The sequence below is a fragment of the Citrobacter sp. Cb031 genome, from assembly GCF_030336725.1.
Taxonomy (GTDB): Bacteria; Pseudomonadota; Gammaproteobacteria; order Enterobacterales; family Enterobacteriaceae; genus Citrobacter; species Citrobacter braakii.
On record NZ_JAOWDA010000034.1, the window covers coordinates 488,096 to 514,216 of the forward strand.

Annotated in this window: 21 protein-coding genes and 2 pseudogenes; 7 read left to right on the forward strand and 16 right to left on the reverse strand. The window is 50.3% G+C overall.

The window, feature by feature from the left end:
- Positions 1–15: 15 nt before the first annotated feature.
- Positions 16–1,212 (reverse strand): L-talarate/galactarate dehydratase, encoded by a 1,197-nt coding sequence (locus tag OGV93_RS18775; RefSeq protein WP_016153126.1) that lies wholly within the window; start codon positions 1,210–1,212, stop codon positions 16–18.
- 271 nt (positions 1,213–1,483) lie between these two features.
- Here OGV93_RS18775 and OGV93_RS18780 point away from each other — a divergent pair, with 271 nt between their 5' ends.
- Together OGV93_RS18780 and pptA are read left to right on the forward strand one after the other, a co-directional pair.
- Positions 1,484–2,536 carry a LacI family DNA-binding transcriptional regulator gene (locus OGV93_RS18780; RefSeq protein ID WP_233628821.1) on the forward strand — a complete coding sequence of 351 codons (1,053 nt, stop codon included), beginning with the start codon at positions 1,484–1,486 and terminating at the stop codon, positions 2,534–2,536.
- A gap of 34 nt (positions 2,537–2,570) precedes the next feature.
- On the forward strand, positions 2,571–2,798 hold the full coding sequence (gene pptA, locus OGV93_RS18785) for a tautomerase PptA (protein WP_016156554.1): 228 nt from the start codon (positions 2,571–2,573) through the stop codon (positions 2,796–2,798).
- A 39-nt stretch (positions 2,799–2,837) separates the two neighbouring features.
- On the opposite strand, the gene OGV93_RS18790 is transcribed toward pptA, so the two are convergent.
- Entirely contained in the window at positions 2,838–3,410 is a 573-nt protein-coding gene (locus tag OGV93_RS18790; protein WP_016156553.1) for a flavin reductase family protein, read from the reverse strand.
- Positions 3,411–3,567: 157 nt separating this feature from the next.
- Between OGV93_RS18790 and nhoA the strand changes: the two genes are divergently transcribed.
- The 3 genes and pseudogenes from nhoA to OGV93_RS18805 all read left to right on the forward strand — a co-directional run.
- Complete coding sequence (nhoA, locus tag OGV93_RS18795) at positions 3,568–4,413, forward strand: N-hydroxyarylamine O-acetyltransferase (protein ID WP_142417801.1); 846 nt, start codon at positions 3,568–3,570, stop codon at positions 4,411–4,413.
- 35 nt (positions 4,414–4,448) lie between these two features.
- Positions 4,449–4,616: pseudogene (gene murP, locus OGV93_RS18800) on the forward strand (PTS N-acetylmuramic acid transporter subunit IIBC); the annotation flags it as partial.
- Between the two features lie 79 nt (positions 4,617–4,695).
- Positions 4,696–4,902, forward strand: a pseudogene (locus OGV93_RS18805) (penicillin binding protein PBP4B); the annotation flags it as partial.
- Between the two features lie 34 nt (positions 4,903–4,936).
- Here the strand turns inward: OGV93_RS18805 and OGV93_RS18810 are convergent.
- The 11 genes from OGV93_RS18810 to OGV93_RS18860 form a co-directional block, all read right to left on the reverse strand.
- Entirely contained in the window at positions 4,937–5,341 is a 405-nt protein-coding gene (locus OGV93_RS18810) for a hypothetical protein (protein ID WP_287109962.1), read from the reverse strand.
- Positions 5,316–6,791: a PAAR domain-containing protein gene (locus OGV93_RS18815; RefSeq protein WP_101700652.1), complete on the reverse strand. Its 1,476-nt coding sequence runs from the start codon at positions 6,789–6,791 to the stop codon at positions 5,316–5,318. Before OGV93_RS18815 ends, OGV93_RS18810 begins: the two co-directional genes overlap by 26 nt.
- Positions 6,792–6,798: 7 nt before the next feature.
- Positions 6,799–7,491, reverse strand: coding sequence for a hypothetical protein (locus OGV93_RS18820; RefSeq protein ID WP_287109965.1), 693 nt, complete (start codon positions 7,489–7,491; stop codon positions 6,799–6,801).
- 158 nt (positions 7,492–7,649) lie between these two features.
- Entirely contained in the window at positions 7,650–7,892 is a 243-nt protein-coding gene (locus tag OGV93_RS18825; protein ID WP_287109966.1) for a site-specific integrase, read from the reverse strand.
- 353 nt (positions 7,893–8,245) lie between these two features.
- Complete coding sequence (locus OGV93_RS18830) at positions 8,246–9,139, reverse strand: PhzF family isomerase (protein ID WP_200047867.1); 894 nt, start codon at positions 9,137–9,139, stop codon at positions 8,246–8,248.
- 135 nt (positions 9,140–9,274) lie between these two features.
- Positions 9,275–9,955: a respiratory nitrate reductase subunit gamma gene (gene narI, locus OGV93_RS18835; protein WP_003833047.1), complete on the reverse strand. Its 681-nt coding sequence runs from the start codon at positions 9,953–9,955 to the stop codon at positions 9,275–9,277.
- Complete coding sequence (narW, locus tag OGV93_RS18840) at positions 9,952–10,647, reverse strand: nitrate reductase molybdenum cofactor assembly chaperone (RefSeq protein WP_016153117.1); 696 nt, start codon at positions 10,645–10,647, stop codon at positions 9,952–9,954. Before narW ends, narI begins: the two co-directional genes overlap by 4 nt.
- Positions 10,647–12,191, reverse strand: a complete 1,545-nt coding sequence (narH, locus tag OGV93_RS18845) for a nitrate reductase subunit beta (protein ID WP_287109968.1) — start codon at positions 12,189–12,191, stop codon at positions 10,647–10,649. Before narH ends, narW begins: the two co-directional genes overlap by 1 nt.
- On the reverse strand, positions 12,188–15,928 hold the full coding sequence (locus tag OGV93_RS18850; RefSeq protein ID WP_287109970.1) for a nitrate reductase subunit alpha: 3,741 nt from the start codon (positions 15,926–15,928) through the stop codon (positions 12,188–12,190). Before OGV93_RS18850 ends, narH begins: the two co-directional genes overlap by 4 nt.
- A gap of 113 nt (positions 15,929–16,041) precedes the next feature.
- Positions 16,042–17,427, reverse strand: a complete 1,386-nt coding sequence (locus OGV93_RS18855) for a NarK family nitrate/nitrite MFS transporter (RefSeq protein ID WP_047358146.1) — start codon at positions 17,425–17,427, stop codon at positions 16,042–16,044.
- A 212-nt stretch (positions 17,428–17,639) separates the two neighbouring features.
- Positions 17,640–18,218, reverse strand: a complete 579-nt coding sequence (locus OGV93_RS18860; RefSeq protein WP_047358147.1) for a TetR family transcriptional regulator — start codon at positions 18,216–18,218, stop codon at positions 17,640–17,642.
- 117 nt (positions 18,219–18,335) lie between these two features.
- Here OGV93_RS18860 and OGV93_RS18865 point away from each other — a divergent pair, with 117 nt between their 5' ends.
- On the forward strand, positions 18,336–19,823 hold the full coding sequence (locus OGV93_RS18865) for an MFS transporter (RefSeq protein ID WP_053389783.1): 1,488 nt from the start codon (positions 18,336–18,338) through the stop codon (positions 19,821–19,823).
- Here the strand turns inward: OGV93_RS18865 and OGV93_RS18870 are convergent, their stop codons facing one another.
- From OGV93_RS18870 to yddG, 3 genes are all read right to left on the reverse strand, one after another.
- Positions 19,824–20,264, reverse strand: a complete 441-nt coding sequence (locus OGV93_RS18870; protein WP_016153111.1) for a GFA family protein — start codon at positions 20,262–20,264, stop codon at positions 19,824–19,826.
- A gap of 83 nt (positions 20,265–20,347) precedes the next feature.
- Positions 20,348–21,442: a porin OmpD gene (gene ompD / locus OGV93_RS18875; RefSeq protein ID WP_019076795.1), complete on the reverse strand. Its 1,095-nt coding sequence runs from the start codon at positions 21,440–21,442 to the stop codon at positions 20,348–20,350.
- A 458-nt stretch (positions 21,443–21,900) separates the two neighbouring features.
- Positions 21,901–22,782 (reverse strand): aromatic amino acid efflux DMT transporter YddG, encoded by an 882-nt coding sequence (gene yddG, locus OGV93_RS18880; RefSeq protein WP_287109973.1) that lies wholly within the window; start codon positions 22,780–22,782, stop codon positions 21,901–21,903.
- Between the two features lie 287 nt (positions 22,783–23,069).
- Here yddG and fdnG point away from each other — a divergent pair, with 287 nt between their 5' ends.
- The gene (gene fdnG, locus OGV93_RS18885) at positions 23,070–26,117 is read left to right on the forward strand and encodes a formate dehydrogenase-N subunit alpha (protein ID WP_094169740.1); all 3,048 of its coding nucleotides are present in this window, start codon (positions 23,070–23,072) and stop codon (positions 26,115–26,117) included.
- Positions 26,118–26,121: the final 4 nt, after the last annotated feature.

Below are 26,121 nucleotides of genomic sequence, written 5' to 3' on the forward strand. Positions count from 1 at the left end.
TACCCGCCAAATAAATTAAGGACGTTTACCAAACTCGCAGGTTAATTGCGTCCAGCGGCGTGTCTGCTCGCTGATGCTGAACCCCAGACCGTGACGGTCGGAAACCCACATCCGCCCATCGCGCAGCTCAAGCTGTTCATTAAATAACGGGTTCAGCCATTCGAAATGTTCCAACCATGGCTCAAGCGGGTAAGCGGCGGACAGATGCAGGTGAACTTCCATGGCAAAGTGCGGAGCCAGTTTGCGACCGTGTTTCGCCGCCAGGTCCATAATTTTCAGAAACGGTGAAATTCCCCCCACACGCGGTGCATCGGGCTGCACAAAATCACTGGCATTACCGAGGATCAGCTGTTCATGTTCGCGGAAACTGGTCAGCATTTCACCGGTAGCAATCGGGGTATCAAGCGCGGCGGCCAGTTGGGCGTGACCTTCCACATCGTAGGCATCCAGCGGCTCTTCAATCCAGATCAGATTGAACTGCTCCATTTTTCGTCCCATACGAATGGCGGTTTCTCGATCCCACTGCTGATTGGCATCGACCATCAGCGGGAAGTCATCGCCCAGCGCTTCACGCACCGCGGTTAAGCGGCGAATATCCTCGGCGCAGTTTGGCTGACCAACCTTGAGTTTGATGCCGCCAATGCCGTTTTCACGGGAAATAACGACGTTTTTGAGCACCTGATCCAGCGGCGTATGCAGGAATCCGCCGGAGGTGTTGTAACACTGCACGGAGTCCCGGTGTGCACCCAATAGTTTTGCCAGCGGCAACCCTGCACGCTTGGCCTTCATATCCCACAAGGCGATATCGATAGGGGAGATAGCCTGAACCGCCATGCCGCTGCGCCCTACGGAAGCTCCAGCCCACAGCAGCTTGGTGTAGATCTTGTCGATATCGTTTGGATCTTCGCCTAACAGGTTATCGGCAATTTCTTTGGCATGAGCGTAGATTCCCTGGCCGCCAGCCCGTTTGGAGTAACTAAATCCAACGCCTTCAAACCCGTCGCGACTGCGGATCTCCGCGATAATGATGGCAACTTCGGTTAGGGGTTTCTGGCGACCGGTCAGCACTTTGGCATCGCTCACGGGTGTTGCCAGAGGAAGGAAAGCCAGGGACAGCTTAACCCACTCGATACGGTCGCCGGTTTCAGCCGCGGTTTTTGCATTGGCTGATTTGGCATACGTTACGGCATCGGAATTCGCACTTAATGACATTTTAATCTCTCCTGGTGATAACAAATGATTGCGCTAACATTTTTAGTGTTAGCGCAATCATTGCGCCAGCGAATTGAATGCGTTTTGAACAATCGCTCACAAATACTGAGACGAAAGGGCAGTAACTTGTAAACAGCATCACATTCCAATACTTTATGGGTAAATGCACAAGTCATTATGATGGCGCTATCATTTCAGATGGTGCTAATTAACTAAGCTGCTGTTTTCTCAGCGTTATCGTAGAGGGGCGCTGGCAATAGCCGAAATCATGATGAATAATGCCAGGATAAATCAGCGATTTTTGACAAGGGCATCGACAGTGAAAAATCCCAGACCTCCGCGCGCACCCACGCTGGAAGATGTTGCCCGTACCGCGGGATTGTCGCCCATGACGGTGAGCAGGGCGTTGAATACCCCGCAACTGGTGCGCCCGAGAACAGTAGAGAAAGTGATGCAGGCGGTACGCGCCACTGGCTATATTCCCAACGCGCTGGCCGGGGGGCTGGCGTCGCGTCGCAGTAAGCTTATTGCTGTGGTTGTCCCACAAATTAACAACAATATGTTTGTCGATACCATCCAGTCATTAAGCGATGAACTGGCTGAACGCGGATACCACATCTTGCTCTGCGTGTCGGGTTATACGCCGCAAACAGAGGCTGAGCTGGTGGCGACGCTGCTTTCTCGTCGCCCGGATGGTGTAGTGCTCACCGGTATCCATCATACCGCCGAGCTGAAAAAGGTGATTCTTAATGCGGCCATCCCGGTCGTGGAAATATGGGATTTAACGCCAACGCCCATCGATATGCTGGTGGGGTTTTCGCATGAAAAAGTCGGGCAGGCGGTAGCAGACTATTTGCTGGAAAAAGGGTATCGCCGTCCTGGTTTGCTATGGACCGCCGATCGCCGGGCTGGCCAGCGTAAACAAGGACTGTGCGATGCGCTGAGCCGTCATGGTATTGCGGCTGGTGCACAGGTGGATGTCCCGCTTCCTGCCTCTCTGGCATTGGGGCGTAGCGGGTTGGCACAGCTATTGGCTGAACGCGCGTTTGATGTCATCGTCTGTAGCTCAGATACGTTAGCCCAAGGGGCGATCATGGAAGCCGAAAGCCGTGGTCTACGCGTGCCGCAGGAATTAGCGGTAATCGGTTTTGGCGATCTCGACTTTGCCGCCAGTAACCGACCAGCCATCACCACCGTCAGCGTCGACAGACGGGCTATTGGACAACGCGCCGCCTCTCTGCTTGCCGATCGTATCGAACAAATTCCGCGTGAAGACGATATTATTGATGTTGGATTTCACCTGGTAGAACGAGAATCCGCATAAGTTACCTGCATCCCAAAACAATAAGGAATCTGCTATGCCGCACGTCGATATCAAATGTTTTCCTCGCGATCTTAACGACGAACAAAAATCCGCGCTGGCGGCGGATATTACCGACGTCATTATTCGTCATTTGCAAAGCAAAGACAGTTCAGTGAGTGTGGCGCTTAATGAAATTGAGCCCGAGGCGTGGCAGGGCGTGTGGGATGCGGAGATTGCGCCGCAGATGGCCAGGTTGATTAAAAAACCCGGCTACAGCATGTAAGAAAAAACGGGCGGATTTTCCGCCCGTTTTGTCGTGCCATTATTCAGCTGCTGTTATGAGTTTTCCGCTGGAGACAAACGTTCCGGCCCCAAGGTGATGCAGGGTATTGAGCTTGCCATCATCAAACTGCCAGCGTCCTTCCACGAAGGCTCGCTCATCAGCGGCAGCCGAGACCACTTCACCAAACAGCGTGTCATATTTTTCCTGTGCCGCAGTGGCAGGCAACAGGCGACACTCCATCCAGGCCAGACATTTTGCTTCAATCAGCGGTAAACCCAGTACCGGTCCCTGCACCACGGGAATGCCGTAGCAGTTGAATTTATCTTCCACACGACCGGAAACGCTGCCTACGGCCCAGGTCCAGTTGGCGGCGGCAACGCCCGGAATAACGATGCCGAATTTGCCGCTACGTTCAATGAGCTCACGTGACCAGGCGGTCTTGTCGACAACAATCGCGATCCGCGGTGGTTCAAACTCCACGGGCATTGACCACGCGGCAGCCATCACATTTCGCCGCTCGGTATGCTCATCCCGGCTGGTGATTAATATCGTTGGGCCGTGATTTAGCAACCGACTGGCATGTTTTAATTCGATCGGACGAAAATGGCTCATGGATGCTCCTTGGCTGAGAGATAACACACCACAATAAACATAGATATTAACGGTATTAGCGATTTTGTCGCCTCGTCTGGAGGAACAACGCACAAAATCGACGGCGCAAAATTAAAAATGCGCTATAAGTACTGCATTAATCGAACAGGAACTCCGTATGACGCCTTTTTTAACCGCTTATTTTGCCCGTATTGGCTGGTCAGATTTGGCCAGGGTCAACATTGAAACCTTACGGGCGCTGCATTTACTGCACAACGCCGCCATACCTTTTGAAAACCTGGATGTATTGCTTCCAAGAGAGATGCAGCTTGATGATTTGTCTTTGGAAGAGAAGCTGGTGACGGCGCGTCGCGGCGGCTATTGTTTTGAACAGAACGGAGTATTTGAGCGAGCGCTACGCGAAATCGGTTTTACCGTACGCAGTCTGCTCGGACGTGTGGTACTGGCGAACCCGTCAAGCCTGCCACCACGCACGCATCGTCTGTTGCTGGTTGAGTTGCAGGGAGAGCAGTGGATCGCCGACGTTGGCTTCGGCGGGCAGACGCTGACGGCGCCGATTCGTCTGCAGGCGAACATTGAGCAGAAGACACCACACGGCGAGTATCGGCTGATTCAGGAAGGTGAAGACTGGATCCTACAGTTCTGTCATCACGAACACTGGCAATCAATGTACCGTTTCGACCTGGTCGTCCAGCATCAGAGCGATTATCTGATAGGCAACTTCTGGTCCGCTCACTGGCCGCAATCACATTTTCGCCATCATTTGCTGATGTGTCGTCATCTGCCCGACGGCGGGAAATTAACGTTAACCAATTTTCATTTCACCCATTATCAGGATGGACACGCGGTAGAACAGATTAATCTACCTGACGTCGCCAGCCTGTATGCCTTGTTGCAGGAGCGGTTTGGCCTGGGCGTGGAGGACGTGAAGCATGGGTTTACCCAGGATGAGCTGGCGACGGTAATGGCGGCGTTTGATACGCATCCGGACGCGGGGAAATAGGGGCATCGGGATTAGTGCCGGATCGGCGTAATCGCCTTAACAGTGCCTTTGGCCCGTCAGGGCTTGTTGCGTTACCGCTCATGACATCTAACAACGGGATTCTTCCGGCGATTGCCGTTTATGGTGGTGGTGTTCTGATCTCTTACGTTTGCGGGTTTATCATCACTGCATTGTTTGACTGCAAAAACGTAGACCTGTATTGAGGGTATAACATGAAACTTGATATAGCTGCTGCTTTACTCGTTTTTTCATATCGGGCCACGCTGGATTGTTCTCTAACCCAGTTCAGAAACATACGGTCATACTGGATGGACCGGAACGCTGACGTCAATCGATCCGGTTAACCATATGGCTATTGTGATTTTAGGTAACAGGCCACACTCGCCAGTTGCAGATCCTAAAGTGAATCCAAATGTATTTGTGAGTGGGTTATTACCTGCTGCAACATATGGTTGGATTGTTGATCAGATATATGGTGCATTGAAATAAAAATAATAAAGGGACTCCAACGGAGTCCCTTTATTCAAAAGACAATAAACACACTTATCCATACAGGAATGCATAATATCCACAGCAATGCTTCAATTTTAAATCCTAGTGTCAATTTGCAAGGTAAACTTCTTATTAAATTATAACCATCTATGCTCATATCATAATTTGAGATTTTATTATATTTGAAGATTAAAGTTTCCATAATAAACGCAACTTTAGTGAGATATAATCCAGGTGTGGAAAATAGACTCGCGTTTTTGCATATTATTGCTGTAACAGGCAACGCTCCGATTTCCTTTTCATAGATTTCAACTATTTTTTTATATGCTATCTTATTGTAAAAGTAAAATACTATTATTAATAACATATTAAATGCAAGAACAAAGCTTATGATAACTTTTATAAGCTCCTCATTTTGAATAAAAAGAGTTTTCATATATAATATGATCTCCTGCATAATTACCTAATTTTTCACCAACGTCTTCGCCGTATTTTTCTGCAATTTTACCTGATGCAATAGTAACACCAACTCCTGTAACAAAACACAGAGTAGCACCGACACCGCCAGCTTCTATAGTGGAAAGTCCTAATACCCACGTACAAAGCGAAGTCGCGGCACGTCCGGCAGCGGCTCCGATCACCATACCACTTACCTGTTTAAATCCAAATTTACTATACTCTGTTATCGCCACTTTTTTGCAAGCACTTTCACGGCCTTTTGCACAGGCATCATAAATATTTGATGTATATCCGGAAAAATCTAAAGCTATCCCAACAAAACCAACGGTTTTCATCAGTTTAACTAATTTAGCTGAATTTTCAATATATGTAGCATAGCCCTCAATATTATCCACTCCGGTTTTATCCCATTTGTGCATAATTGATCCTGTTGATAAACCTAAAGCTTTTTTTATGTTATTATATTCTTCTAAGTTAAGATGGGTTTTAGAATATTTGTTTAATAGAGAATTTAGTTTTCCAAATAGTCTTGCACGTTGACCGAAAAATTCCTCTCCCGATATAATACCTTTATTATGGGTATATGTGTTTTTGTATAACTCCTGAATTTCAATTAATATTTTATTTATTTCTTCATAATAACCTTTACCTGCCTCACTAATATAGCCAAAGCCGTCCCCAGCATTTCCTAAATAATTGCCAAAGAGTTGATATGAAAATGCATCCACGGCCCCTCTGTTGTCATGCAGTAATTTTGCTTCCTCTAAAGAAAGCGGTGCAAGAGCTTTATCTATTCTGTCACGCGCTTTTTGCAATGTCTGAATTTGTTCCTGATCTTGTTTTTCAGGATCAACAACAATCAAAATCGAACCAGGTTGTTTTTTCATATCAGGATTCAGTTTATGGTATAGCTCACGTGTACCATCGGGAGGATTAATGAAAAAAAACGGTTCATATGATGATGGTGTGGACCCGTAAGGTAATACGCAAAATCCCGCATCTACAGGTTCACGGGGCGGTTTTTCTTCTTCAACCGGGCCAGATGGCTCTGGAGCTATTGTAAGCGGTTTCGGTGCGTGCTGTAGAGTTCCAGATACCATTTTGTTTGTTGCTGGCCTGGCGGAATGGACTTTACTTTTACTCTCACTTTCATAGCCATACGTTACATTATAAATTGAATTAATAAATTTGCACTTACACGGACATGTACCGGTGCTATGTGCTGTTCCGGCAGCCTGTACACCCTGTATATAATAATCAGGCTGTCCCCCGGCTATAGAATAAATATTCTTATCTTTACCACATATATATTTATCACCATTACGAGCAGTAAACTGTCCATGAATTATATGATCAAATGCACCCGTTATGATGCTCCCGCCGCACGTTGTTTTATCGCCAACTCTTAAAAAATATGCAATGCCCATAATATCCTTACCTTATTAAATTTAAATCATCTGGATTACAAAAAATCCAGTCATTGTCGTATGTCGCTAAGTAAACACAATCAGATATTTCATCAATCTCTTTAAATTGAATATTGTTGAATGCTATTAAACTTTGTTCTTTTAAATAGTCACTGTGATAATTGCACTGTGATTTGGTATGGCTAATGAAGTCAGGGTATCTTCTTTTCCACATTTTGTTAAATTTTACCGCTACGTTTTCTGGTATTTTTAATATTGGATGTTCGCTGTCTTTTGTTATAACACCAGGCTTATACGTGACGGGGATCATGGCTTGAACTAAATGATAATTGCATGTGATAATTTTATTATCTTTATCGGCCCATAAACCTGCACTCAATAATAAATTATATTCGTAAGTTTTCTTGGCTGAATAATTATGTATTATCATTTCTTTAATGTTGAAATCATCCAGAGGATATACTGCCCATTTTTCATTAAATCTTTTTTCTAAATAAGTTGAATAGAACGCTGCTTCCATTTTTGAACAAAATAAAGAAATACCTTCTATGTCGCTATCGAATTTTCTCCATAAAGGCTCTAACATTTCCTCATTCTGATGGGTAACCTGATCATATATTTCAATAACACGACCTAAAACCCATAATTCATGTTCATAAATATACTGACAGATTTTTTTATTACTTTGATAGAAATACATTTTTGAATCTTACTCATCTGCTAAAAATATAATAACAACCGATTTTCACAGTAAATTTTGTGTTTCTGATCACATAATATGTAAAAAAGCCTGAATACAATCCTAGATAATTCAGGCTAAAAATAATAAATGCATAACTCATTTAACAAATGAATTAATTATAATGCTTTCACCTTTTCTATAATCAAATTTATCTCATTTAGCCCATTTTTTGATAGTAGAATATGTAACGCTTTTTCCCATTTCAACGTTACCTCTCTTTTTTCAATAATATAGTCGTATCTGTCGTAGTGTTTTTTACCGATATTATTATTAGCGTGTTGATTTACTATATCCTTTTCATTTTCTGTAAAATGAAACATCCCGGCTAATATTTTAAATGTTCTTGTTATATCGCGCATCGAAAAAATAGATTCCAAATATTTTTTCGCAAAAATATTAACAGGCTCAGACCAATAAGAAGAACTTAGCCCTATTGTTGGCTTTAAAGCGCTTTTGAGTTTATCAACTTTGATCTTAGCATTATAGATTTTGAGTTGTTTTTCATAATTTTTATTAGGGAAATCACTATCAGGATACCGTTTAGCTTGTTCGTCCAGTATTTTTTAGCTGATTCATAAATGTACATGACATTATCTCTGTTCAACTTTGTAAATTATTTTGATATCACGAATTTGTTATTTTTAGATTCATATAAAATTTTTATAGTCAATGATTTTGAACGTTGTAGGCCTTACCCGGCCTACGGGAACAATTAAAAATCTATCGCCCATTCTGCGTGAAACAGGATCACCGCCGAACCGGTAATGGTGACTTTTTCTGGCTGGTTATCACGGATAGTCACCGTCACATCAACAATACCGTCGCGCCCGAGCGCACGGCCCTGATGTCCCTGAACACGTAACGTTTTCCCATCATGCGCCATCTGCCCATGGTGAACCAACCACGCGCCCATTGGACCGTTGGCATTGCCGGTAACCGGGTCTTCCACAATCCCAATCGCAGGCGAAAACATGCGGCCATCGGTGGCGTTTTCGCCCGGGCGGATTTGAAAAGGAAAGAAGCCGTTACAGCCAATTTGTTGGCTGATGGCTGTCAGAGCCTGCAAATCAGGGGAAAGGGCGTCGAGGTCCACCTCGGGCTTAAGCGGAATCATCACTTTCGAATGCCCGGTGGTAGCAACCTGAATCGGCAAGCCTGCCAGCATATCGTCTTCGCTCAGGTGTAGGGCATCGATAATCGCACCACGAATAGCCCCTTCCAGCGGAGGTTCAAATCCGGGTACGCCTTGTTCAAGGCTAATACGATAGTCATTCCCGGTAGCTTCGATATCCACCCGATGACGACCAGCCAGCGAAGTTTGCCAGACTGTACTGTTGCCCAAGCCAAGCACGTTTGCCCGCACATAATGTGCAGCGACGGTAGCATGCCCACAGATAGGAACTTCTACCGTCGGCGTGAAATAGCGGATGCGAACATCGCTGTCGTCGCTGGTCAGCAGGAAAGCGGTTTCCGAATGACGCAGCTCGCGAGCAATGAGTTGCATCTGCGCTTCGCTCAGTCCGTCAGCATGCAAAACCACGCCTGCTGAATTGCCGCGAAAGGGTACCGAGGTAAAGGCATCGACGTGGTAAACCTGTGGTTTCATTAACGTTCTCCCTGGAATGGAGAAGCATCATAACGTGCAAAATGCCGGATGGCGATGATCGCTATCTTATCCGGCCTACGGTACCTGGTTGTAGGTCGGATAAGGCGTGTCGTCACCCGACATTTCAATGCGGATTTATCGGCGTGAACGCACTATTTGATAGCGGCGGGTAAAGTACTCAAACGGCGCGCTCCACACGTGAACCAGGCGCGTGAACGGGAACAGCAGGAAGATAGTCATCCCCAGAACCAGATGCACACGGAAAATCAACGCCACGCCATCCAGATGCGCAGACGCGCCGCCCTGGAAAGTCACTACCGACTGCGCCCAACCTACCAGTTTCAGCATTTCACTGCCGTCAGGATGCTGCGCAGAGAATGGGATGGTGGTTAAGCCGAGGATACACTGAATCAGCAGAACGCAGAGGATCAGGATATCGGCAGTGGAGGAGGTTGCACGAATGCGCGGATTGGTCAAACGACGTACCAGCAAGCCAGCGCCACCGACCAGCGTCAGCACGCCACAGAGCCCACCGGCGATCATCGCCATCTGCTGCTTCACCGCAATCGGCAGGAACCAGGCATACATCCAGTGCGGGGTTAACATGCCAAACAAGTGCCCGAAAAAGATCCCCAGAATGCCGATGTGGAACAGGTTTGACCATAACACCATGCCGCGTTTGTCCAGCATCTGGCTGGAAGAGGCTCGCCAGGTGTATTGCCCGTAGTCATAGCGTAGCCAACTGCCGAGGATAAACACCGTGCCGCACAGGTACGGGTAGATATCGTAAAAAAAGACGTTCAGGTACTGTATCATTTCGGGCCTCCCGCGCTGACGTCGACATACTGAGGTGCCACGTCCTGGCTAAAGCGTCGTTGATAGTTTTGTAACGGTGAACTGTCACAGGCGGTGGCGTTATCCTCGATAAACTTCACCTGTTCCTCTTCCCAGACGGCATCCAGCGCCTGTCGGGTATCGTCGCGGGTTTCCGTGCCAACCTGTTTAGTGACACTGTCACTTGAAAGAGGGCTTCCGGCAAGCAGTAGCAGGGCGTCAAACAGTTGATACCACGGCGTATCACGCTGTTTCAAACGCCCCCCCAGCAGCGCCAGAATTGGTGCGACGTTCTGCAATCCTTCTTTGGCCTCCGCTTCCGGCAACACGCTTAAGTACTCAAGATACAGCGGCAGATGATCCGGCAGTTCGCGGCAGTCGAGCTGCAGTCCGACCTTTTCGTACTGCGCCAACAGATCAACCATCGCCTGGCCCCGATCGCGAGACTCGGCGTGCACGTGCTCAAACAGCAGCAGAGAGGTGGCCCGGCCCCGGTCAAATATCTCACACCATTCGGCTTGTTTATCCAGTAATGGCGCATTGAGCAGCCCCTGGCTAAATTCGGTAAGCATTGGGGCATCGCTGGCCACAAGCGCCAGCGCCTCGTCTTTACACTCCCACAGCAACTCGTCGGGATATTCCATCAGCAGGCCGATAACCTTCAGGATTTGCATTATTCACCCTCCGCGTTATCGCGCACTTCGGTGATGTCGATGGCATCAATACGACTGCTGTTAAACAGGTTGAATTTGGTATCTGAACCATGGCAGCCGTCGCCAAAGGTAAATCCGCAACCGTTTTTCTCCGGGAACGCATCACGCGCCATTTCACGGTGGCTGGTCGGGATCACGAAGCGGTCTTCATAGTTGGCGATGGCCAGATAGCGATACATCTCTTCAACCTGCTCAACTGTCAGACCCACTTCCTCAATCGCGCGGGTGTCCGTAACGCCTTCTACGGTTTGCGAACGCATATAATGGCGCATGGCCATCATTCGTTTTAGCGCCCGCAGTACCGGACCGGTATCGCCCGCGCTAAGCATGTTGGCAAGGTACTGAACCGGAATTCGCAGTGATTCAACCGCTGGCAGAATGTTGCCATTGTGCGGCAGTCCCCCCGCGTCAGCGACCGACTGAATCGGCGACAACGGCGGTACATACCAGACCATCGGCAGGGTGCGGTATTCCGGGTGCAGCGGCAGCGCCAGCTTCCAGTCCATCGCCATCTTGTAAACGGGCGAACGTTGGGCCGCTTCGATGACGTTGTGCGGAATACCTTGTTTTAACGCCTCTTCAATGACCACCGGGTCGTGTGGATTGAGGAACACATCGCACTGACGCTCGTAGAGATCGGTCTCATGCTCGGTGCTGGCTGCTTCTTCGATGCGGTCGGCGTCATACAGCAATACGCCAAGATAGCGGATGCGTCCCACGCAGGTTTCCGAACATACCGTCGGCTGGCCGGACTCAATACGCGGGTAGCAGAAAATGCACTTCTCTGATTTACCGCTCTTCCAGTTAAAGTAGATTTTTTTGTACGGACAACCGCTGATGCACAAGCGCCAGCCACGACATTTATCCTGGTCGATCAACACGATGCCGTCTTCTTCACGCTTATAGATGGCTCCGCTCGGGCAGGTGGCGACACAGCTTGGGTTCAGGCAGTGTTCGCACAAGCGCGGTAAATACATCATGAAGGTGTTTTCGAATTGCCCGTACATCTCCTTTTGCATTTTCTCAAAGTTACGGTCGCGGGCACGTTTTGAGAACTCACCGCCGAGCAACTCTTCCCAGTTAGGGCCCCAGATAATCTTGTCCATCCGTCTGCCATCTATCAGCGAACGCGGACGTGCGGTGGGCTGATTCTTGCTTTCCGGCGCGCTATGCAGATGCTGATAATCGTAGGTAAAGGGTTCGTAATAATCATCGATTTGCGGGATCACTGGGTTAGCAAAAATTTTGGTGATAACGCCCATCTTGCCGCCCAGGCGCGGCCTTATCTTCCCGTTAACATCGCGAATCCAGCCGCCTTGCCACTCTTCCTGATCTTCCCAGTTTTTCGGATAGCCAATGCCTGGCTTGGTCTCAACGTTGTTAAACCACGCATATTCCATCCCTTCACGCCCGGTCCAGACGTTTTTACAGGTGACGGAGCAGGTGTGGCAGCCGATGCACTTATCCAGATTAAGAACCATGCCTACCTGTGAGCGTATTTTCATTTTTTCGTCTCCTGTACCTGATCGCGACCTTCATCATCCAGCCAGTTAATATTTTTCATTTTTCTAATCATGATGAACTCATCGCGGTTAGAGCCGACCGTGCCGTAATAGTTGAAGCTGTATGCCAGTTGCGCATAGCCGCCGATCATGTGCGTGGGTTTCGGGCAGACGCGGGTGACTGAGTTGTGGATCCCGCCGCGCATACCGGTGACTTCCGATCCAGGGATATTCATGATTCGCTCCTGAGCGTGATACATCATGGTCATTCCCGGCGGCACGCGCTGACTCACCACAGCCCGCGCGGTGAGCGCGCCGTTGGCGTTAAAGGCTTCAATCCAGTCGTTATCCTCAATGCCCAGCTCTTTAGCATCGGTTTCACTGATCCAGACAATGGGGCCGCCGCGCGACAGCGTCAGCATCAGCAGGTTTTCGCTGTAGGTAGAATGGATCCCCCATTTCTGATGCGGAGTCAGGAAGTTGAGCGCTTTTTCCGGGAAGCCGTTAGGTGGAACTTCGCGCATATTGCTGACGCTACGGGTATCGATAGGTGGACGATATGCCACCAGACTTTCACCAAAGGCTCGCATCCACGCGTGATCCTGGTACAACTGTTGGCGACCGGACAGGGTACGCCACGGGATCAGCTCGTGGACGTTGGTATAGCCTGCGTTATAGGAGACATGTTCACTTTCCAGCCCGGACCAGGTGGGGCTGGAGATGATTTTGCGCGGCTGCGCCTGAATATCGCGAAAACGGATTTTCTCGTCTTCTTTGTTCAACGCCAGATGCGTATGGTCGCGTCCGGTCATCGCTCCCAGCGCTTCCCAGGCTTTCACCGCCACCTGACCGTTCGTTTCCGGTGCCAGGGCGAGGATCACCTCAGACGCATCCAGCGCGGTGTCTATCAGTGGTCGGCCTTTCGCCGGGCCTTCGCGTTTGGTGTAGTTCAGCTTGCCGAGGAAATCGACCTCCGCCTGGGTATTCCACGTAATACCTTTCCCGCCGTTACCGAGCTTGTCCATTAGCGGACCGAGCGAAGTGAAGCGTTCGTAGGTGGCGGGATAGTCACGTTCCACAACGGCAATATTGGGCGCCGTTTTCCCCGGGAGGAGATCGCATTCGCCTTTACGCCAGTCCTGAATGTCAAACGGCTGCGCCAGCTCTGCCGGGGAGTCGTGTTGCAGCGGTTGTAATACCACATCCGTTTCTTGCCCAAGGTGCCCGACGCAAACCTCAGAGAAGACTTTGGCGATGCCTTTATAAATTTCCCAGTCGCTCTTCGATTCCCACGCAGGATCGACCGCCGCCGACAGCGGGTGAATAAACGGATGCATATCCGAGGTGTTCATATCGTCTTTTTCATACCAGGTGGCGGTCGGCAAAACGACATCGGAGAACAGGCAGGTACTCGACATACGGAAATCGAGCGTTACCAGCAGATCAAGCTTGCCCTCTATCGCCGCGGACTGCCATTCCACCTCTTCAGGTTTAATACCTTCGCTTGAACCGAGCGCTTCCCCCTGGATCCCGCTTTCGGTACCCAGCAGATACTTGAGCATGTATTCATGCCCTTTACCGGAGGAGCCGAGCAGGTTAGAGCGCCAGACGAAGAGATTACGCGGATGGTTGTTACCACTATCCGGCTGCTCGCAGGCAAAACGAATTTCACCCGATTTCAGCGCCTGTGCAGTGTATTGCGCAGGCGACACTCCCGCTTGTTCTGCCTTTGCTTTGACGGTCAGAGGGTTGAGGTTGAGCTGCGGCGCGGACGGCAGCCAGCCCATTCTTTCTGCACGCACGTTAAAGTCGATCAAATGTCCGCTAAACTTCGACGCGTCAGCCAGCGGAGAGAGGAGTTCCTGAGCGGTGAGTTTTTCATAACGCCATTGGCTGGAGTGATTGTAGAAAAACGAGGTGCTGTTCATCTGACGCGGCGGGCGGTTCCAGTCCAGCGCAAAGGCCAGCGGCAACCAACCGGTTTGCGGACGCAGTTTCTCCTGACCCACATAGTGCGCCCAGCCGCCACCGCTTTGTCCCACACAACCGCAGAACACGAGGATGTTAATCATTCCACGGTAGTTCATATCCATGTGATACCAGTGGTTGACGCCAGCCCCGAGGATAATCATCGAACGGCCATGCGTTTTGTGCGCCGTATCGGCAAACTCACGGGCGATTTGTTCGATATGACGACGAGGGACACCGGTAATTTGCTCTCCCCAGGCCGGGGTGTAGGCTTTCACTTCGCCGTAATCTTGCGCGCTATGAGCGTCATCCAGACCACGGTCGAGGCCGTAATTCGCCAGCACCAGATCATAGACGCTTACCACCGGGCAACGGCTGCCGTCGGCGAGGGTAAGATGTTTTACCGGCAGTTGACGAATCAGCACGGGTTCCTGTTTCACGCTGCGAAAATGTGGGTTTTCGTTGCCGCCGAAGTAGGGGAATGCCACGCCGGTCACTTCATCATGCTGACCAAGCAACGAGAGGGAAAGTTCTGTTTCAGCGCCAGCCGCCAGTGGCTCCAGGTTCCATTTACCTTTCTCGCCCCAGCGAAAACCGATAGACCCGTTCGGGACCACCAGTTCGCCAGCAGTGTTAAAGGCCACGGTTTTCCACTCCGGATTGTTACTTTCGCCCAGACCATCGACAAGGTCTGAGGCGCGCATCATGCGCCCTGGCACGTAGCTGCCATCTTCCCGGGCATCCAGCAAAACCAGCATCGGCATATCGGTATAGCGACGACAGTAATTGATGAAGTAATCGCTGGGATTGTCGAGGTGGAATTCTTTCAGGATGACGTGGCCCATCGCCATCGCCAACGCGCTGTCTGTTCCTTGCTTAGGTGCCAGCCACTGGTCGCACAGTTTAGCGACTTCCGAGTAATCCGGCGTAATGGCAATCGTCTTGGTGCCTTTGTAGCGTACTTCAGTAAAAAAGTGCGCATCCGGGGTACGGGTCTGCGGCACGTTTGACCCCCAGGCGATGATGTAGCTGGAGTTATACCAGTCGGCGGATTCTGGAACATCGGTCTGTTCGCCCCAGGTCATCGGTGATGCAGGCGGTAAGTCGCAGTACCAGTCATAGAAGCTCAGGCAGGTTCCGCCCAGTAGCGAAAGATAACGTGTGCCTGCGGCATAGGAGACCATCGACATAGCAGGGATCGGGGAGAACCCGGCCACGCGATCCGGGCCATAGGTTTTCACCGTCCAGACGTTGGCGGCAGCAATGAGCTGATTAAGCTCTTTCCAGTTGGAACGGATAAAACCACCGCGCCCGCGTACCTGCTTGTAGCTCTGGCATTTTTGCGGGTCGTTCATAATGGATTCCCAGGCCAGCACCGGATCGGGCTGGCGGGACAGGGCGTCGCGCCACAGTTCGATCAGACGTTTACGCACCAGGGGATACTTCAGACGGTTGGCGCTGTAAAGATACCAGGAGTAGCTGGCACCGCGCGGGCAGCCACGGGGTTCATGATTTGGCAGGTCAGGGCGGGTACGCGGGTAGTCGGTTTGCTGCGTTTCCCAGGTCACCAGTCCGTTTTTGACGTAGATTTTCCAACTGCATGAGCCGGTACAGTTAACGCCGTGGGTAGAACGCACAATTTTGTCGAACTGCCAGCGCTGACGATAGCTGTCTTCCCAGTCCCGGTTGGTGTGCATCACTTGCCCGTGCCCATCGGCAAACGTATCGCCCTTTTGTTTAAAGTAGCGAAAGCGATCGAACAGTTTACTCATGACATAACTCCTGCTTTGAGAATATTGCCGACGGTGAATCGAACGGTAGGCCGGATGGCGGTTAACGCCTTATCCGGCCTATCGAACTGTCCGATCCTGCGGTATCCATTTTGTTATTTTTTTTGTGATTTACGGCCATAGACCAGCCAGGTCACCAGCACGCAGACGATGTAAAACACGAGGAATATTTTCATTGCGCCCACCGGAGAGCCGGTCAGCGCCAGCGATGAACCAAACGCTTTGGGGATGAAAAAGCCCCCCACAGCGCCAATAGCAGAGATGAATCCCAGGGCGGCAGCGGTATCGGTTACCGCCTCACGTTGGGCCTGTTCTTCAGTACCACCGTGCAGCTTCACCCGGTATATGGTGATTTTGCGAAAGATCACCGCGATCATCTGGAAGGTTGAGCCGCTTCCCAGACCCGCAGTCAGGAACAAGCCCATAAACACCAGGTAGAAGGCGACAAAGTTTCCTTCGCCTGACCCAGGCAGGGTGAGGAACAGCAGGGCGCTAAACAACGCCATAAAGATGAAGTTAATTAACGTGACGCGCACACCGCCGAATTTGTCAGAGATCACGCCGCCTGCCGATCGCGCAAGAGCGCCGATGAAGGGGCCGAAGAACGCCAGTTGCAGGATATTCACGTCCGGGAACTGAGTTTTCGCCAGCATGGCAAAGCCTGCCGAAAAGCCGATAAATGAACCGAAGGTGGCGAGATACAGCAGGCTTAATAACCACAGATGAAAACGCTTGAGGACCGGCAACTGGGAAGCAATTGAGGCCTTCGAACTGGCAATATCGTTCATTCCCATGCCTGCTGCTAAGGTGGCTATCAGCAGTAACGGAACCCAAATCCATGCGGCATTGGCCAGCGACAATAACGAGCCGTCGGCTTGCGGTACGCCCTGTACGCCCAAAAAGGTAAAGATAGGCAGAAAGATCACTAGCGGCGCGATCAACTGCATCACGCTGACGCCAAGGTTGCCGAGACCACCGTTAACGCCTAATGCGCTGCCTTGTTTAGCTTTGGGGAAGAAAAAGCTGATATTACCCATGCTGGAGGCAAAGTTTGCGCCAGCAAAACCACACATCAGCGCAATGATAATAAATACGCCAAACGGAGTAGCGTTATTTTGCACGGCAAAACCGAGCCAGACGCAGGGAATAACCAGAATAATCGTGCTAAAAATGGTCCACCGGCGCCCACCAAATATAGGTACCATAAAGGAGTAGGGAACGCGCAATATTGCGCCAGAAAGAGAAGGCAATGCCGTTAATAAAAACAGTTGGTCAGTGGTGAAATTAAAACCAATTTTATTCAGATTGACGGCCACGGCGCTAAACAACATCCAGACGCAGAACGCCAGCAACAGACAACTTACTGATATCCAGAGGTTTCTGCGTGCAATATGCTTACCTTTGTTTTCCCAAAAGGCGGGGTTCTCCGGTTTCCAGTCAGTTAAAAGATAACGATTATTTTTCTCATTTGATGCTGACATATTATTCTCCATGCCCATGCCGTTCATGAAAAAGAAATAAACGCATACAGCGCCGCGCGAGTTCTTTTTAGAAACTATTGAAAAGTTTTGGGAATATTGACTGAAAGAATAGATAAAAAAGCGCAATAACGCGGCGTGATGAGGGAATTACATGTTGCTTAAGTGTTACCAATTGTAAAATTAAAAGATGTATTATTAATTCATCTATAACATCAATTAACTAACTCTAACGTAATCATACGATCCAAATGGCGCACGAATGCAGGGTCGGCCATTTCCTCAATGCCTAAGACATAGATGCCATCCAGGCCGCAAACCAATGCGATTAAGCGCCAGGCCACCTCGGCCGCATCCGGTATTGCTGAGAATTCACCTGCACTCTGTCCTTGAGTGATGATAGCGGCGGTTTCTTCATGCCACATCCGCATGGTTAGCAGGTAGGCGCTTTTGATTTCCGGATCTTTATCCGCCAGGACCTGCGCTTCACGCCACAGTTTAATGTAGGGTTCGAACCCGCCATCTTCACTGCCCAACATGGCATGCAGTCGTTCGCGGAAGCTAGCGTTATCACTGACCTGTTCGGCATCCAGAAGGGTCCGTATCAGTTGCACAAAAGCGAGGGATTTTAACTCACCCGCAGAGGTAAAGTGATGGTGTACCTGCCCGGTAGACACCTGCGCTTCCGTGGCAATACGCCGCACCGTCATCGCAGTAAATCCTTCCTCAAGCGCGACACGCATGGCCGCTTGCAGAATAACTTCCCGACGTTCGTCCCGATTCAGATAGCTCATCTTTCCTCCTGTACCCGTATAGCACGCAGTCTAACAAAAAGTTGGACATACGTTCAAATTTCCGTAGGATCGCTAAAGCTGGACACGTGTCCAGTTTCAGTTTCGTTAGGGAGTTTTATGTTTCGTCAGTGGTTAACGTTAGTCATTATTGTACTGGTCTACATCCCTGTTGCGATTGATGCAACGGTGCTGCACGTTGCCGCGCCCACGCTGAGTATGACGCTGGGCGCCAGTGGTAACGAGCTGCTGTGGATCATTGATATTTATTCTCTGGTAATGGCCGGAATGGTATTGCCAATGGGCGCGCTGGGCGATCGTATTGGCTTTAAACGTCTGCTGCTGTTAGGGGGCGGATTATTTGGCCTCGCATCGCTGGCCGCTGCCTTTGCCCACAGCGCGGGTTGGCTGATTGCCACCCGGGCCGTATTGGCGATTGGGGCGGCGATGATTGTTCCGGCAACGCTTGCGGGTATTCGCGCCACATTCGCTGAGCAACGGCATCGCAATATGGCGCTCGGTGTCTGGGCTGCCGTGGGTTCCGGCGGTGCGGCATTTGGCCCACTGGTTGGTGGAATGCTGCTGGAGCACTTCTACTGGGGATCCGTATTCTTAATTAATGTACCGATTGTCCTGGTGGTGATGGCCTTAACCGCACGTTTAGTGCCGCGCCAGGCCGGACGTCGCGATCAATCGTTAAATTTCGGTCATGCAATAATGCTGATTGTCGCCATTCTGCTGCTGGTTTACAGCGCTAAAACCGCGCTGAAAGGGCATACGGCGACCGTTGCCATTACGTTGACGCTGTTAACCGGCGCGTTACTGTTGTGGCAGTTTGTCCGCATCCAGCTTGCTGCTTCCCGCCCGATGATTGATATGCGGCTGTTCACGCATCGCATCATCTTAAGCGGCGTTGTGATGGCGATGACCGCCATGATAACTCTGGTGGGTTTCGAGTTACTGATGGCTCAGGAGCTACAGTTTGTTCATGGTTTAACACCGTATCAGGCGGGATTGTTTATGCTGCCGGTGATGCTGGCAAGCGGCTTCAGCGGACCCATTGCCGGTATGCTGGTGTCACGCCTGGGATTACGTTGTGTGGCAACGGCGGGTATGGCGCTTAGCGCCGTCAGTTTTTACGGCCTGGCGATGACAGATTTCAGTACTCAGCAGATTCAAGCCTGGATATTAATGGCTTTGCTCGGTTTCAGCGCCGCCAGTGCGCTGCTGGCCTCAACGGCGGCTATCATGGCGGCAGCCCCGGCAGAAAAAGCCGCAGCCGCGGGCGCCATTGAGACAATGGCTTATGAACTGGGGGCCGGGCTTGGGATCGCTATCTTTGGTTTGTTGTTGAGCCGCAGCTTTTCAGCCTCGATTCTGCCGCCTGTCGGACTTAATCCACAGGAGATAGAACGAGCCTCATCGTCAATGGGTGAGGCGGTGCAACTGGCGCACTCGCTCCCGTCGTCGCTGAGTGAGGCGTTGCTGTCGGCTGCTAAAGAAGCCTTTACCTGGTCGCACAGCGTGGCCTTAAGCAGCGCCGGCAGCATGCTTATCGTATTAGCGGTAGGAATGTGGTTCAGTCTGGCAAAGGTACAGCGTCAATAACTAATGGGCTAAATGACAGGGGTAATCCATCTCTTCGACTTCTTTTCCACTCAGTCGAGCGTATTGCCCCGTCAGCCTCCAGAACGCAGGCTGTGTTTCCGTATAGATCTCTGCCGCTAAAACCAGGCGGCGGCGATCCACCTCATTCAGTTCCAGCAGCGTCCACGGCACAAAATAACGATCGCTGCCCGTTAGGGTAAACCAGAGCGGGCACCCGCATCCGGAACAGAAGAAACGTTCACCACGATTTGAAGATGGGAAGTGCGAAGGTTCTGCTGAATCCGGCGACATCAGCGGCTGAGCGCTGGCTTCCAGATACATAGCGATGCCACCTGACCACTTCTGGCACAGCGTACAATGACAGGCATAGACATCCAGCATTTCGACGTCGACGGTAAAATGACTCTGCCCGCAAAGACAACGACCAGTGAATGTCTGCACGGCATACTCCTTATGACCGAGTCTACATTAAGAGAAAAAGCCAGCCCTGGAAGGACTGGCTTTGTATTCAGACTACAACAAAATTAGAACTGGTAGTTCAGACCAACAGCAACGATGTTGTCAGTGCTTACACCGGCAGCTCTTGTGAAGTTGTTGGCATCCAGCAGGTTGATTTTGTAATCAACGAAGGTGGACATGTTTTTGTTGAAGTAGTAGGTAGCACCCAGGTCTACGTATTCAACCAGATCCTGGTCGCCGTAACCGTTGATGTCTTTACCTTTAGACTTCAGGTAAGCAACGGACGGACGCAGACCGAAGTCGAACTGGTACTGAGCAACAGCTTCAAAGTTCTGTGCTTTATTTGCAATACCGATGATCTCAGTACCTTTAACAGTACCACCAAAGGTAGTCATGTTACGGGTTTCGGAGTAGGTGGTTGCCAGGTAGATGTTGTTCGCATCATATTTCAGGCCAGCAGCCCAAACTTCAGCGTTCTTACCGTCAGCTTTGAACTGACCGCTGTGGTTGTTCTGGGAGTCAGTACGGTCAGATTTCGCATAGGCTGCACCTACGCCGAAGCCATCGTACTCATAGGTAGTTGACAGACCGAAGCCGTCGCCGTTAGCTTCTTTGTCGGCGCTACGATCGTTTTTACCCTGGTACTGCAGGGCAAAGTTCAGACCTTCGACCAGACCGAAGAAGTCGGTGTTACGGTAGGTTGCAACGCCAGTAGTACGACCAGTCATGAAGACGTCAGTCTGGGTCCAGGTATCGCCACCGAACTCTGGCAGAACGTCGGTCCATGCGCCGATGTCGTAAGCTACGCCGTAGTTACGACCGTAGTCGAAAGAACCGTATTCAGCGAATTTCAGGCCAGCGAATGCCAGACGGGTTTTATCTTTGTCGGAACCCTGATCTTCAGAACGGTTGCCTTTGAATTCATATTCCCACTGACCAAAACCAACCAGTTGGTCGTTGATCTGAGTTTCGCCTTTGAAGCCCAGACGCGCGTAAGTTTTGTCGCCATCGCTGCTGGTATCGTTAGAGAAGTAGTGTTGAGCGTGAACTTTACCGTACAGGTCCAGTTTGTTTGCGTCTTTGTTATATACCTCAGCTGCGTTTACCGCACCTGCCGCCAACAGGCTAGTCACTGCCACTGCAACTAATTTAAGTTTCATTCTAAATAATCCTTATAATTATTTCTTGGTGTGTTTCCTAAACCATTGCTAAACGAAGGGGTTCGTCAATGGCAAACCATTTTTAAATGACGCAGTGGTATAAGTTCAATAATAAGTTTCATAATATTGCGAAATATTTGAAGTTGTGTGATCCAGATCTACATAATATAGCTGATTGTATTAATCTTAATATGTGACAGATCGGAATGGGTATATTTACATGGGGAACTATTGTGCAGGCTATGATTTAAATGGCGTTAGTTTCGCAGGTGTAATATATACATGTGAAGAGATACAGATAACCGAGTAATACTTTCGGGCGTTAATTAATTTCCATATATTTAACATTTAATTAAAAAAATATAAACATAAACCGCAGTGGAATGAACAATTATTATTCATTAAATTGTCTAAAGTATAGCCGGATTTTATTTGTTTGTGATAAAACCCGACTTTTTTCAGGCACGGCGCGTTGCCAGCCAGCAAAGCAGAGACCCCGCGCAGACCATCAGCGCTCCTTGCCAGAAGGATAGTGACAGCGGGGCGCTGAGCAACACCGCCGCCAGCGCAGAGGAGAGCACTGGAGTAAAATAAGACCCGACGGCCATAACGGTCACGTTGCCATGCAAAATACCAATATTCCACGTGGCATAGGCAAATCCTAACGTTAATGCTGCAGTGAACATTTTAATCGTCACCGAAGTGCTGAAAACCATTTCCGGTTGAGGCGTAATAAAATAGTAAACCCACAAACTTGCCGCCGTTAGTAAAACGAACACGGTGATGCCGTTAAAACCTTTTGCATATTTATTGGTCACCGTGCAATACGTTGCCCAGATAAAAGCACCGAGAAAGGCGAGGAAATAGCTAAGCGGGCTGCTGGCAACATTACTGATAATTTCTCCAGGATTGAGGCCGTTTTCGCCCCCCAACACCCAACAAACCCCGGTCAATGCGATGATTAATCCGGGAATCACCAACCAGGTTGTTTTTTGGCCATTAAATAAGATGGCGAATAATATTGTCAGACTTGGCCAGAGATAATTGACCATACCCACTTCAATAGCCTGGTGACGAGTGGCGGCATAGCCGAGGGCCAGCGCTAAACATATTTCATAGCTAACAAAAAGCACGCTGCCGGCGATTAAATATCGCACAGGAATTTTTCTGATATTTGGGAAGCCGACGGTAAATATCAGCAACAGGCCGCTTAATGTAAAAATCATCGCCGCGCCGCCTGCCGGCCCCAGTCCTTCGCTTACCCCACGAATAAGCCCGACCATCGTGCTCCAGAGCACGATGGCAATAAGCCCAATTAACGTTGCTTTTTGTTTTGTCATGCTGATTGTCTGTCCATGGTACTGGCAAAAATTAAGCTGAAATGTATAGCACCTTTACACCGTAGCGCACTAATTAATTCCCTTTTGCCTACTCCCTTATGGGTACAAAGGTTAAGCGAAGTGCACTATTTAGTAGCGGAACCGTTTCGTTATTGATTTGACGCAAAAAAAATATGGATATAGCTGATAGTTTCGTCGCGAAGTTGTACATGTCATCTTTCAATCATGCCGCGCTGGCGCAATTTGAGAGATTTCCTGTACGAATCCCTGCAAAAAAGAGGAAAGCAATGGACGTCAGCCGCAGACAATTTTTTAAAATCTGCGCGGGCGGTATGGCGGGAACAACAGTAGCCGCTCTGGGTTTTGCACCCAAAATGGCACTGGCTCAGGCGCGAAACTATAAGCTGTTGCGCGCCAAAGAGATCCGAAACACCTGCACATACTGTTCCGTAGGTTGCGGGCTATTAATGTATAGCCTGGGAGATGGAGCAAAAAACGCCAAAGAGTCGATTTACCATATTGAAGGGGATCCGGATCATCCGGTGAGCCGTGGAGCATTATGCCCTAAGGGCGCAGGATTACTGGATTACGTGCACAGTGAAAACCGTCTGCGTTACCCGGAATATCGCGCTCCAGGCTCCGACAAATGGCAGCGTATCAGCTGGGATGAGGCTTTCACCCGTATCGCGAAGCTGATGAAAACTGACCGCGACGCCAACTTTATTGAGAAGAATGAGCAGGGCGTAACGGTAAACCGCTGGCTTTCTACCGGGATGCTGTGCGCATCTGCGGCAAGTAATGAAACCGGCATGCTGACGCAAAAATTTGTGCGCTCACTCGGCATGCTGGCAGTAGACAACCAGGCGCGCGTCTGACACGGACCAACGGTAGCAAGTCTTGCTCCAACATTTGGTCGCGGTGCGATGACCAACCACTGGGTTGATATTAAAAACGCCAACGTCGTGATGGTGATGGGCGGTAACGCCGCTGAAGCACATCCGGTGGGATTCCGCTGGGCGATGGAAGCTAAAAACAACAATGATGCCACGCTAATTGTTGTTGACCCCCGTTTTACACGTACAGCCTCGGTAGCGGATATTTACGCGCCAATTCGTTCCGGCACGGACATTACGTTCCTGTCCGGCGTCTTGCTGTATCTGATTGAAAACAACAAAATCAACGCTGAATACGTTAAGCATTACACCAACGCCAGCCTGCTGGTGCGGGATGATTTTGCTTTTGAAGACGGTCTGTTCAGCGGTTACGACGCGAAAAAACGCCAATACGATAAATCGTCCTGGAACTACCAGTTCGATGAAAACGGCTACGCGAAACGCGATGAAACGTTAAGCCATCCTCGCTGTGTCTGGAATCTGCTAAAACAGCACGTTTCCCGCTACACGCCGGATGTGGTGGAAAACATCTGCGGTACGCCAAAAGAAGACTTCCTGAAAGTTTGCGAAGTGCTGGCTTCCACCAGCGCAGCGGACCGCACCACCACGTTCCTGTATGCGCTGGGCTGGACACAGCATACCGTCGGGGCGCAGAACATCCGTACCATGGCGATGATCCAGTTGCTGCTCGGCAACATGGGGATGGCAGGTGGCGGGGTCAACGCTTTACGCGGTCACTCCAACATTCAGGGTTTAACCGACTTAGGGCTGCTCTCTACCAGTCTGCCAGGCTACCTGACGCTGCCGTCAGAGAAACAGGCCGATCTGCAAACCTATCTGGCCGCTAACACGCCAAAAGCGACGTTGGCCGATCAGGTGAACTACTGGGGCAACTACCCGAAATTCTTCGTCAGCCTGATGAAATCTTTCTACGGCAATGCGGCGCAGAAAGAAAACGACTGGGGCTTTGAGTGGTTGCCGAAGTGGGATCAGTCCTACGACGTCATCAAATACTTCAACATGATGGATAGCGGGAAAGTGACCGGCTACATCTGTCAGGGCTTTAACCCGGTCGCGTCCTTCCCGGACAAAAACAAAGTGGTGCAGTGCCTGAGCAAACTGAAGTATCTGGTGATTATCGATCCGCTGGTGACTGAAACCTCAACGTTCTGGCAGAACCACGGCGAATCAAACGACGTTGATCCGGCTTCTATTCAGACCGAAGTCTTCCGTTTGCCATCCACCTGCTTTGCGGAAGAGGACGGCTCCATCGCCAACTCCGGTCGCTGGCTGCAGTGGCACTGGAAAGGTCAGGATGCCCCGGGTGAAGCCCGTAACGACGGCGAAATTCTGGCCGGTATTTATCACCGTCTGCGCGACATGTATCGCACTGAAGGCGGTAAAGCCGTAGAACCCGTGCTGAAAATGAGCTGGAACTATAAGCAGCCGGACGAACCGCACTCCGAGGAAGTGGCAAAAGAGAACAACGGCTATGCGCTGGAAGACCTCTATGATGCCAACGGTGTGCTGGTTGCGAAGAAAGGCCAGTTACTCAGCAGCTTTGCGCTTCTGCGCGATGATGGTTCTACGTCATCGTCCTGCTGGATTTATACCGGTAGCTGGACCGAGCAGGGCAACCAGATGGCCAATCGCGATAACGCCGACCCGTCAGGTCTCGGTAATACGCTGGGCTGGGCCTGGGCATGGCCGTTAAACCGTCGCGTGTTGTATAACCGCGCTTCGGCGGACCCGCAAGGTAAGCCATGGGATCCAAAACGCATGCTGATCCAGTGGAACGGCACGAAGTGGACGGGGAACGATATCCCGGACTTCAACACCGCAGCACCGGGCAGTGGCACCAATCCGTTTATTATGCAGCCGGAAGGGCTGGGTCGTCTGTTCGCTATCGATAAGATGGCGGAAGGTCCGTTCCCGGAACACTACGAGCCGATGGAAACGCCGCTGGGTACGAACCCGCTGCATCCGAACGTGATCTCCAACCCGGCAGCGCGTCTGTACGAAGCGGATAAGTTACGCATGGGCACGAAACAGGACTTCCCGTACGTCGGGACGACCTATCGTCTGACCGAACATTTCCATACCTGGACCAAGCACGCATTGCTGAATGCGATTGCCCAGCCAGAGCAGTTTGTGGAAATCAGCGAAACGCTGGCGGCAGCGAAGGGGATCTCCAACGGCGATCACGTCAAAGTCAGCAGCAAGCGTGGATTTATTCGCGCAGTTGCCGTGGTTACCCGTCGTCTGCGCACTCTGCACGTCAACGGTCAGCAGGTTGAAACGGTTGGGATCCCGATCCACTGGGGCTTTGAAGGAGTCGCGCGTAAAGGCTATATCGCCAACACCCTGACGCCGAATGTCGGTGATGCAAACTCGCAAACGCCGGAATACAAAGCGTTTTTAGTTAACATCGAGAAGGCGTAAGGGA

What these genes read in the sequence shown, in the direction of transcription:
- OGV93_RS18775 (WP_016153126.1), bottom strand. Translation starts at nt 1,212, where the DNA reads ATGTCATTAAGTGCGAATTCCGATGCCGTAACGTATGCCAAATCAGCC.
- OGV93_RS18780 (WP_233628821.1), top strand. Translation starts at nt 1,484, where the DNA reads ATGAATAATGCCAGGATAAATCAGCGATTTTTGACAAGGGCATCGACA.
- pptA (WP_016156554.1), top strand. Translation starts at nt 2,571, where the DNA reads ATGCCGCACGTCGATATCAAATGTTTTCCTCGCGATCTTAACGACGAA.
- OGV93_RS18790 (WP_016156553.1), bottom strand. Translation starts at nt 3,410, where the DNA reads ATGAGCCATTTTCGTCCGATCGAATTAAAACATGCCAGTCGGTTGCTA.
- nhoA (WP_142417801.1), top strand. Translation starts at nt 3,568, where the DNA reads ATGACGCCTTTTTTAACCGCTTATTTTGCCCGTATTGGCTGGTCAGAT.
- OGV93_RS18810 (WP_287109962.1), bottom strand. Translation starts at nt 5,341, where the DNA reads ATGAAAACTCTTTTTATTCAAAATGAGGAGCTTATAAAAGTTATCATA.
- OGV93_RS18815 (WP_101700652.1), bottom strand. Translation starts at nt 6,791, where the DNA reads ATGGGCATTGCATATTTTTTAAGAGTTGGCGATAAAACAACGTGCGGC.
- OGV93_RS18820 (WP_287109965.1), bottom strand. Translation starts at nt 7,491, where the DNA reads ATGTATTTCTATCAAAGTAATAAAAAAATCTGTCAGTATATTTATGAA.
- OGV93_RS18825 (WP_287109966.1), bottom strand. Translation starts at nt 7,892, where the DNA reads ATGCGCGATATAACAAGAACATTTAAAATATTAGCCGGGATGTTTCAT.
- OGV93_RS18830 (WP_200047867.1), bottom strand. Translation starts at nt 9,139, where the DNA reads ATGAAACCACAGGTTTACCACGTCGATGCCTTTACCTCGGTACCCTTT.
- narI (WP_003833047.1), bottom strand. Translation starts at nt 9,955, where the DNA reads ATGATACAGTACCTGAACGTCTTTTTTTACGATATCTACCCGTACCTG.
- narW (WP_016153117.1), bottom strand. Translation starts at nt 10,647, where the DNA reads ATGCAAATCCTGAAGGTTATCGGCCTGCTGATGGAATATCCCGACGAG.
- narH (WP_287109968.1), bottom strand. Translation starts at nt 12,191, where the DNA reads ATGAAAATACGCTCACAGGTAGGCATGGTTCTTAATCTGGATAAGTGC.
- OGV93_RS18850 (WP_287109970.1), bottom strand. Translation starts at nt 15,928, where the DNA reads ATGAGTAAACTGTTCGATCGCTTTCGCTACTTTAAACAAAAGGGCGAT.
- OGV93_RS18855 (WP_047358146.1), bottom strand. Translation starts at nt 17,427, where the DNA reads ATGTCAGCATCAAATGAGAAAAATAATCGTTATCTTTTAACTGACTGG.
- OGV93_RS18860 (WP_047358147.1), bottom strand. Translation starts at nt 18,218, where the DNA reads ATGAGCTATCTGAATCGGGACGAACGTCGGGAAGTTATTCTGCAAGCG.
- OGV93_RS18865 (WP_053389783.1), top strand. Translation starts at nt 18,336, where the DNA reads ATGTTTCGTCAGTGGTTAACGTTAGTCATTATTGTACTGGTCTACATC.
- ompD (WP_019076795.1), bottom strand. Translation starts at nt 21,442, where the DNA reads ATGAAACTTAAATTAGTTGCAGTGGCAGTGACTAGCCTGTTGGCGGCA.
- yddG (WP_287109973.1), bottom strand. Translation starts at nt 22,782, where the DNA reads ATGACAAAACAAAAAGCAACGTTAATTGGGCTTATTGCCATCGTGCTC.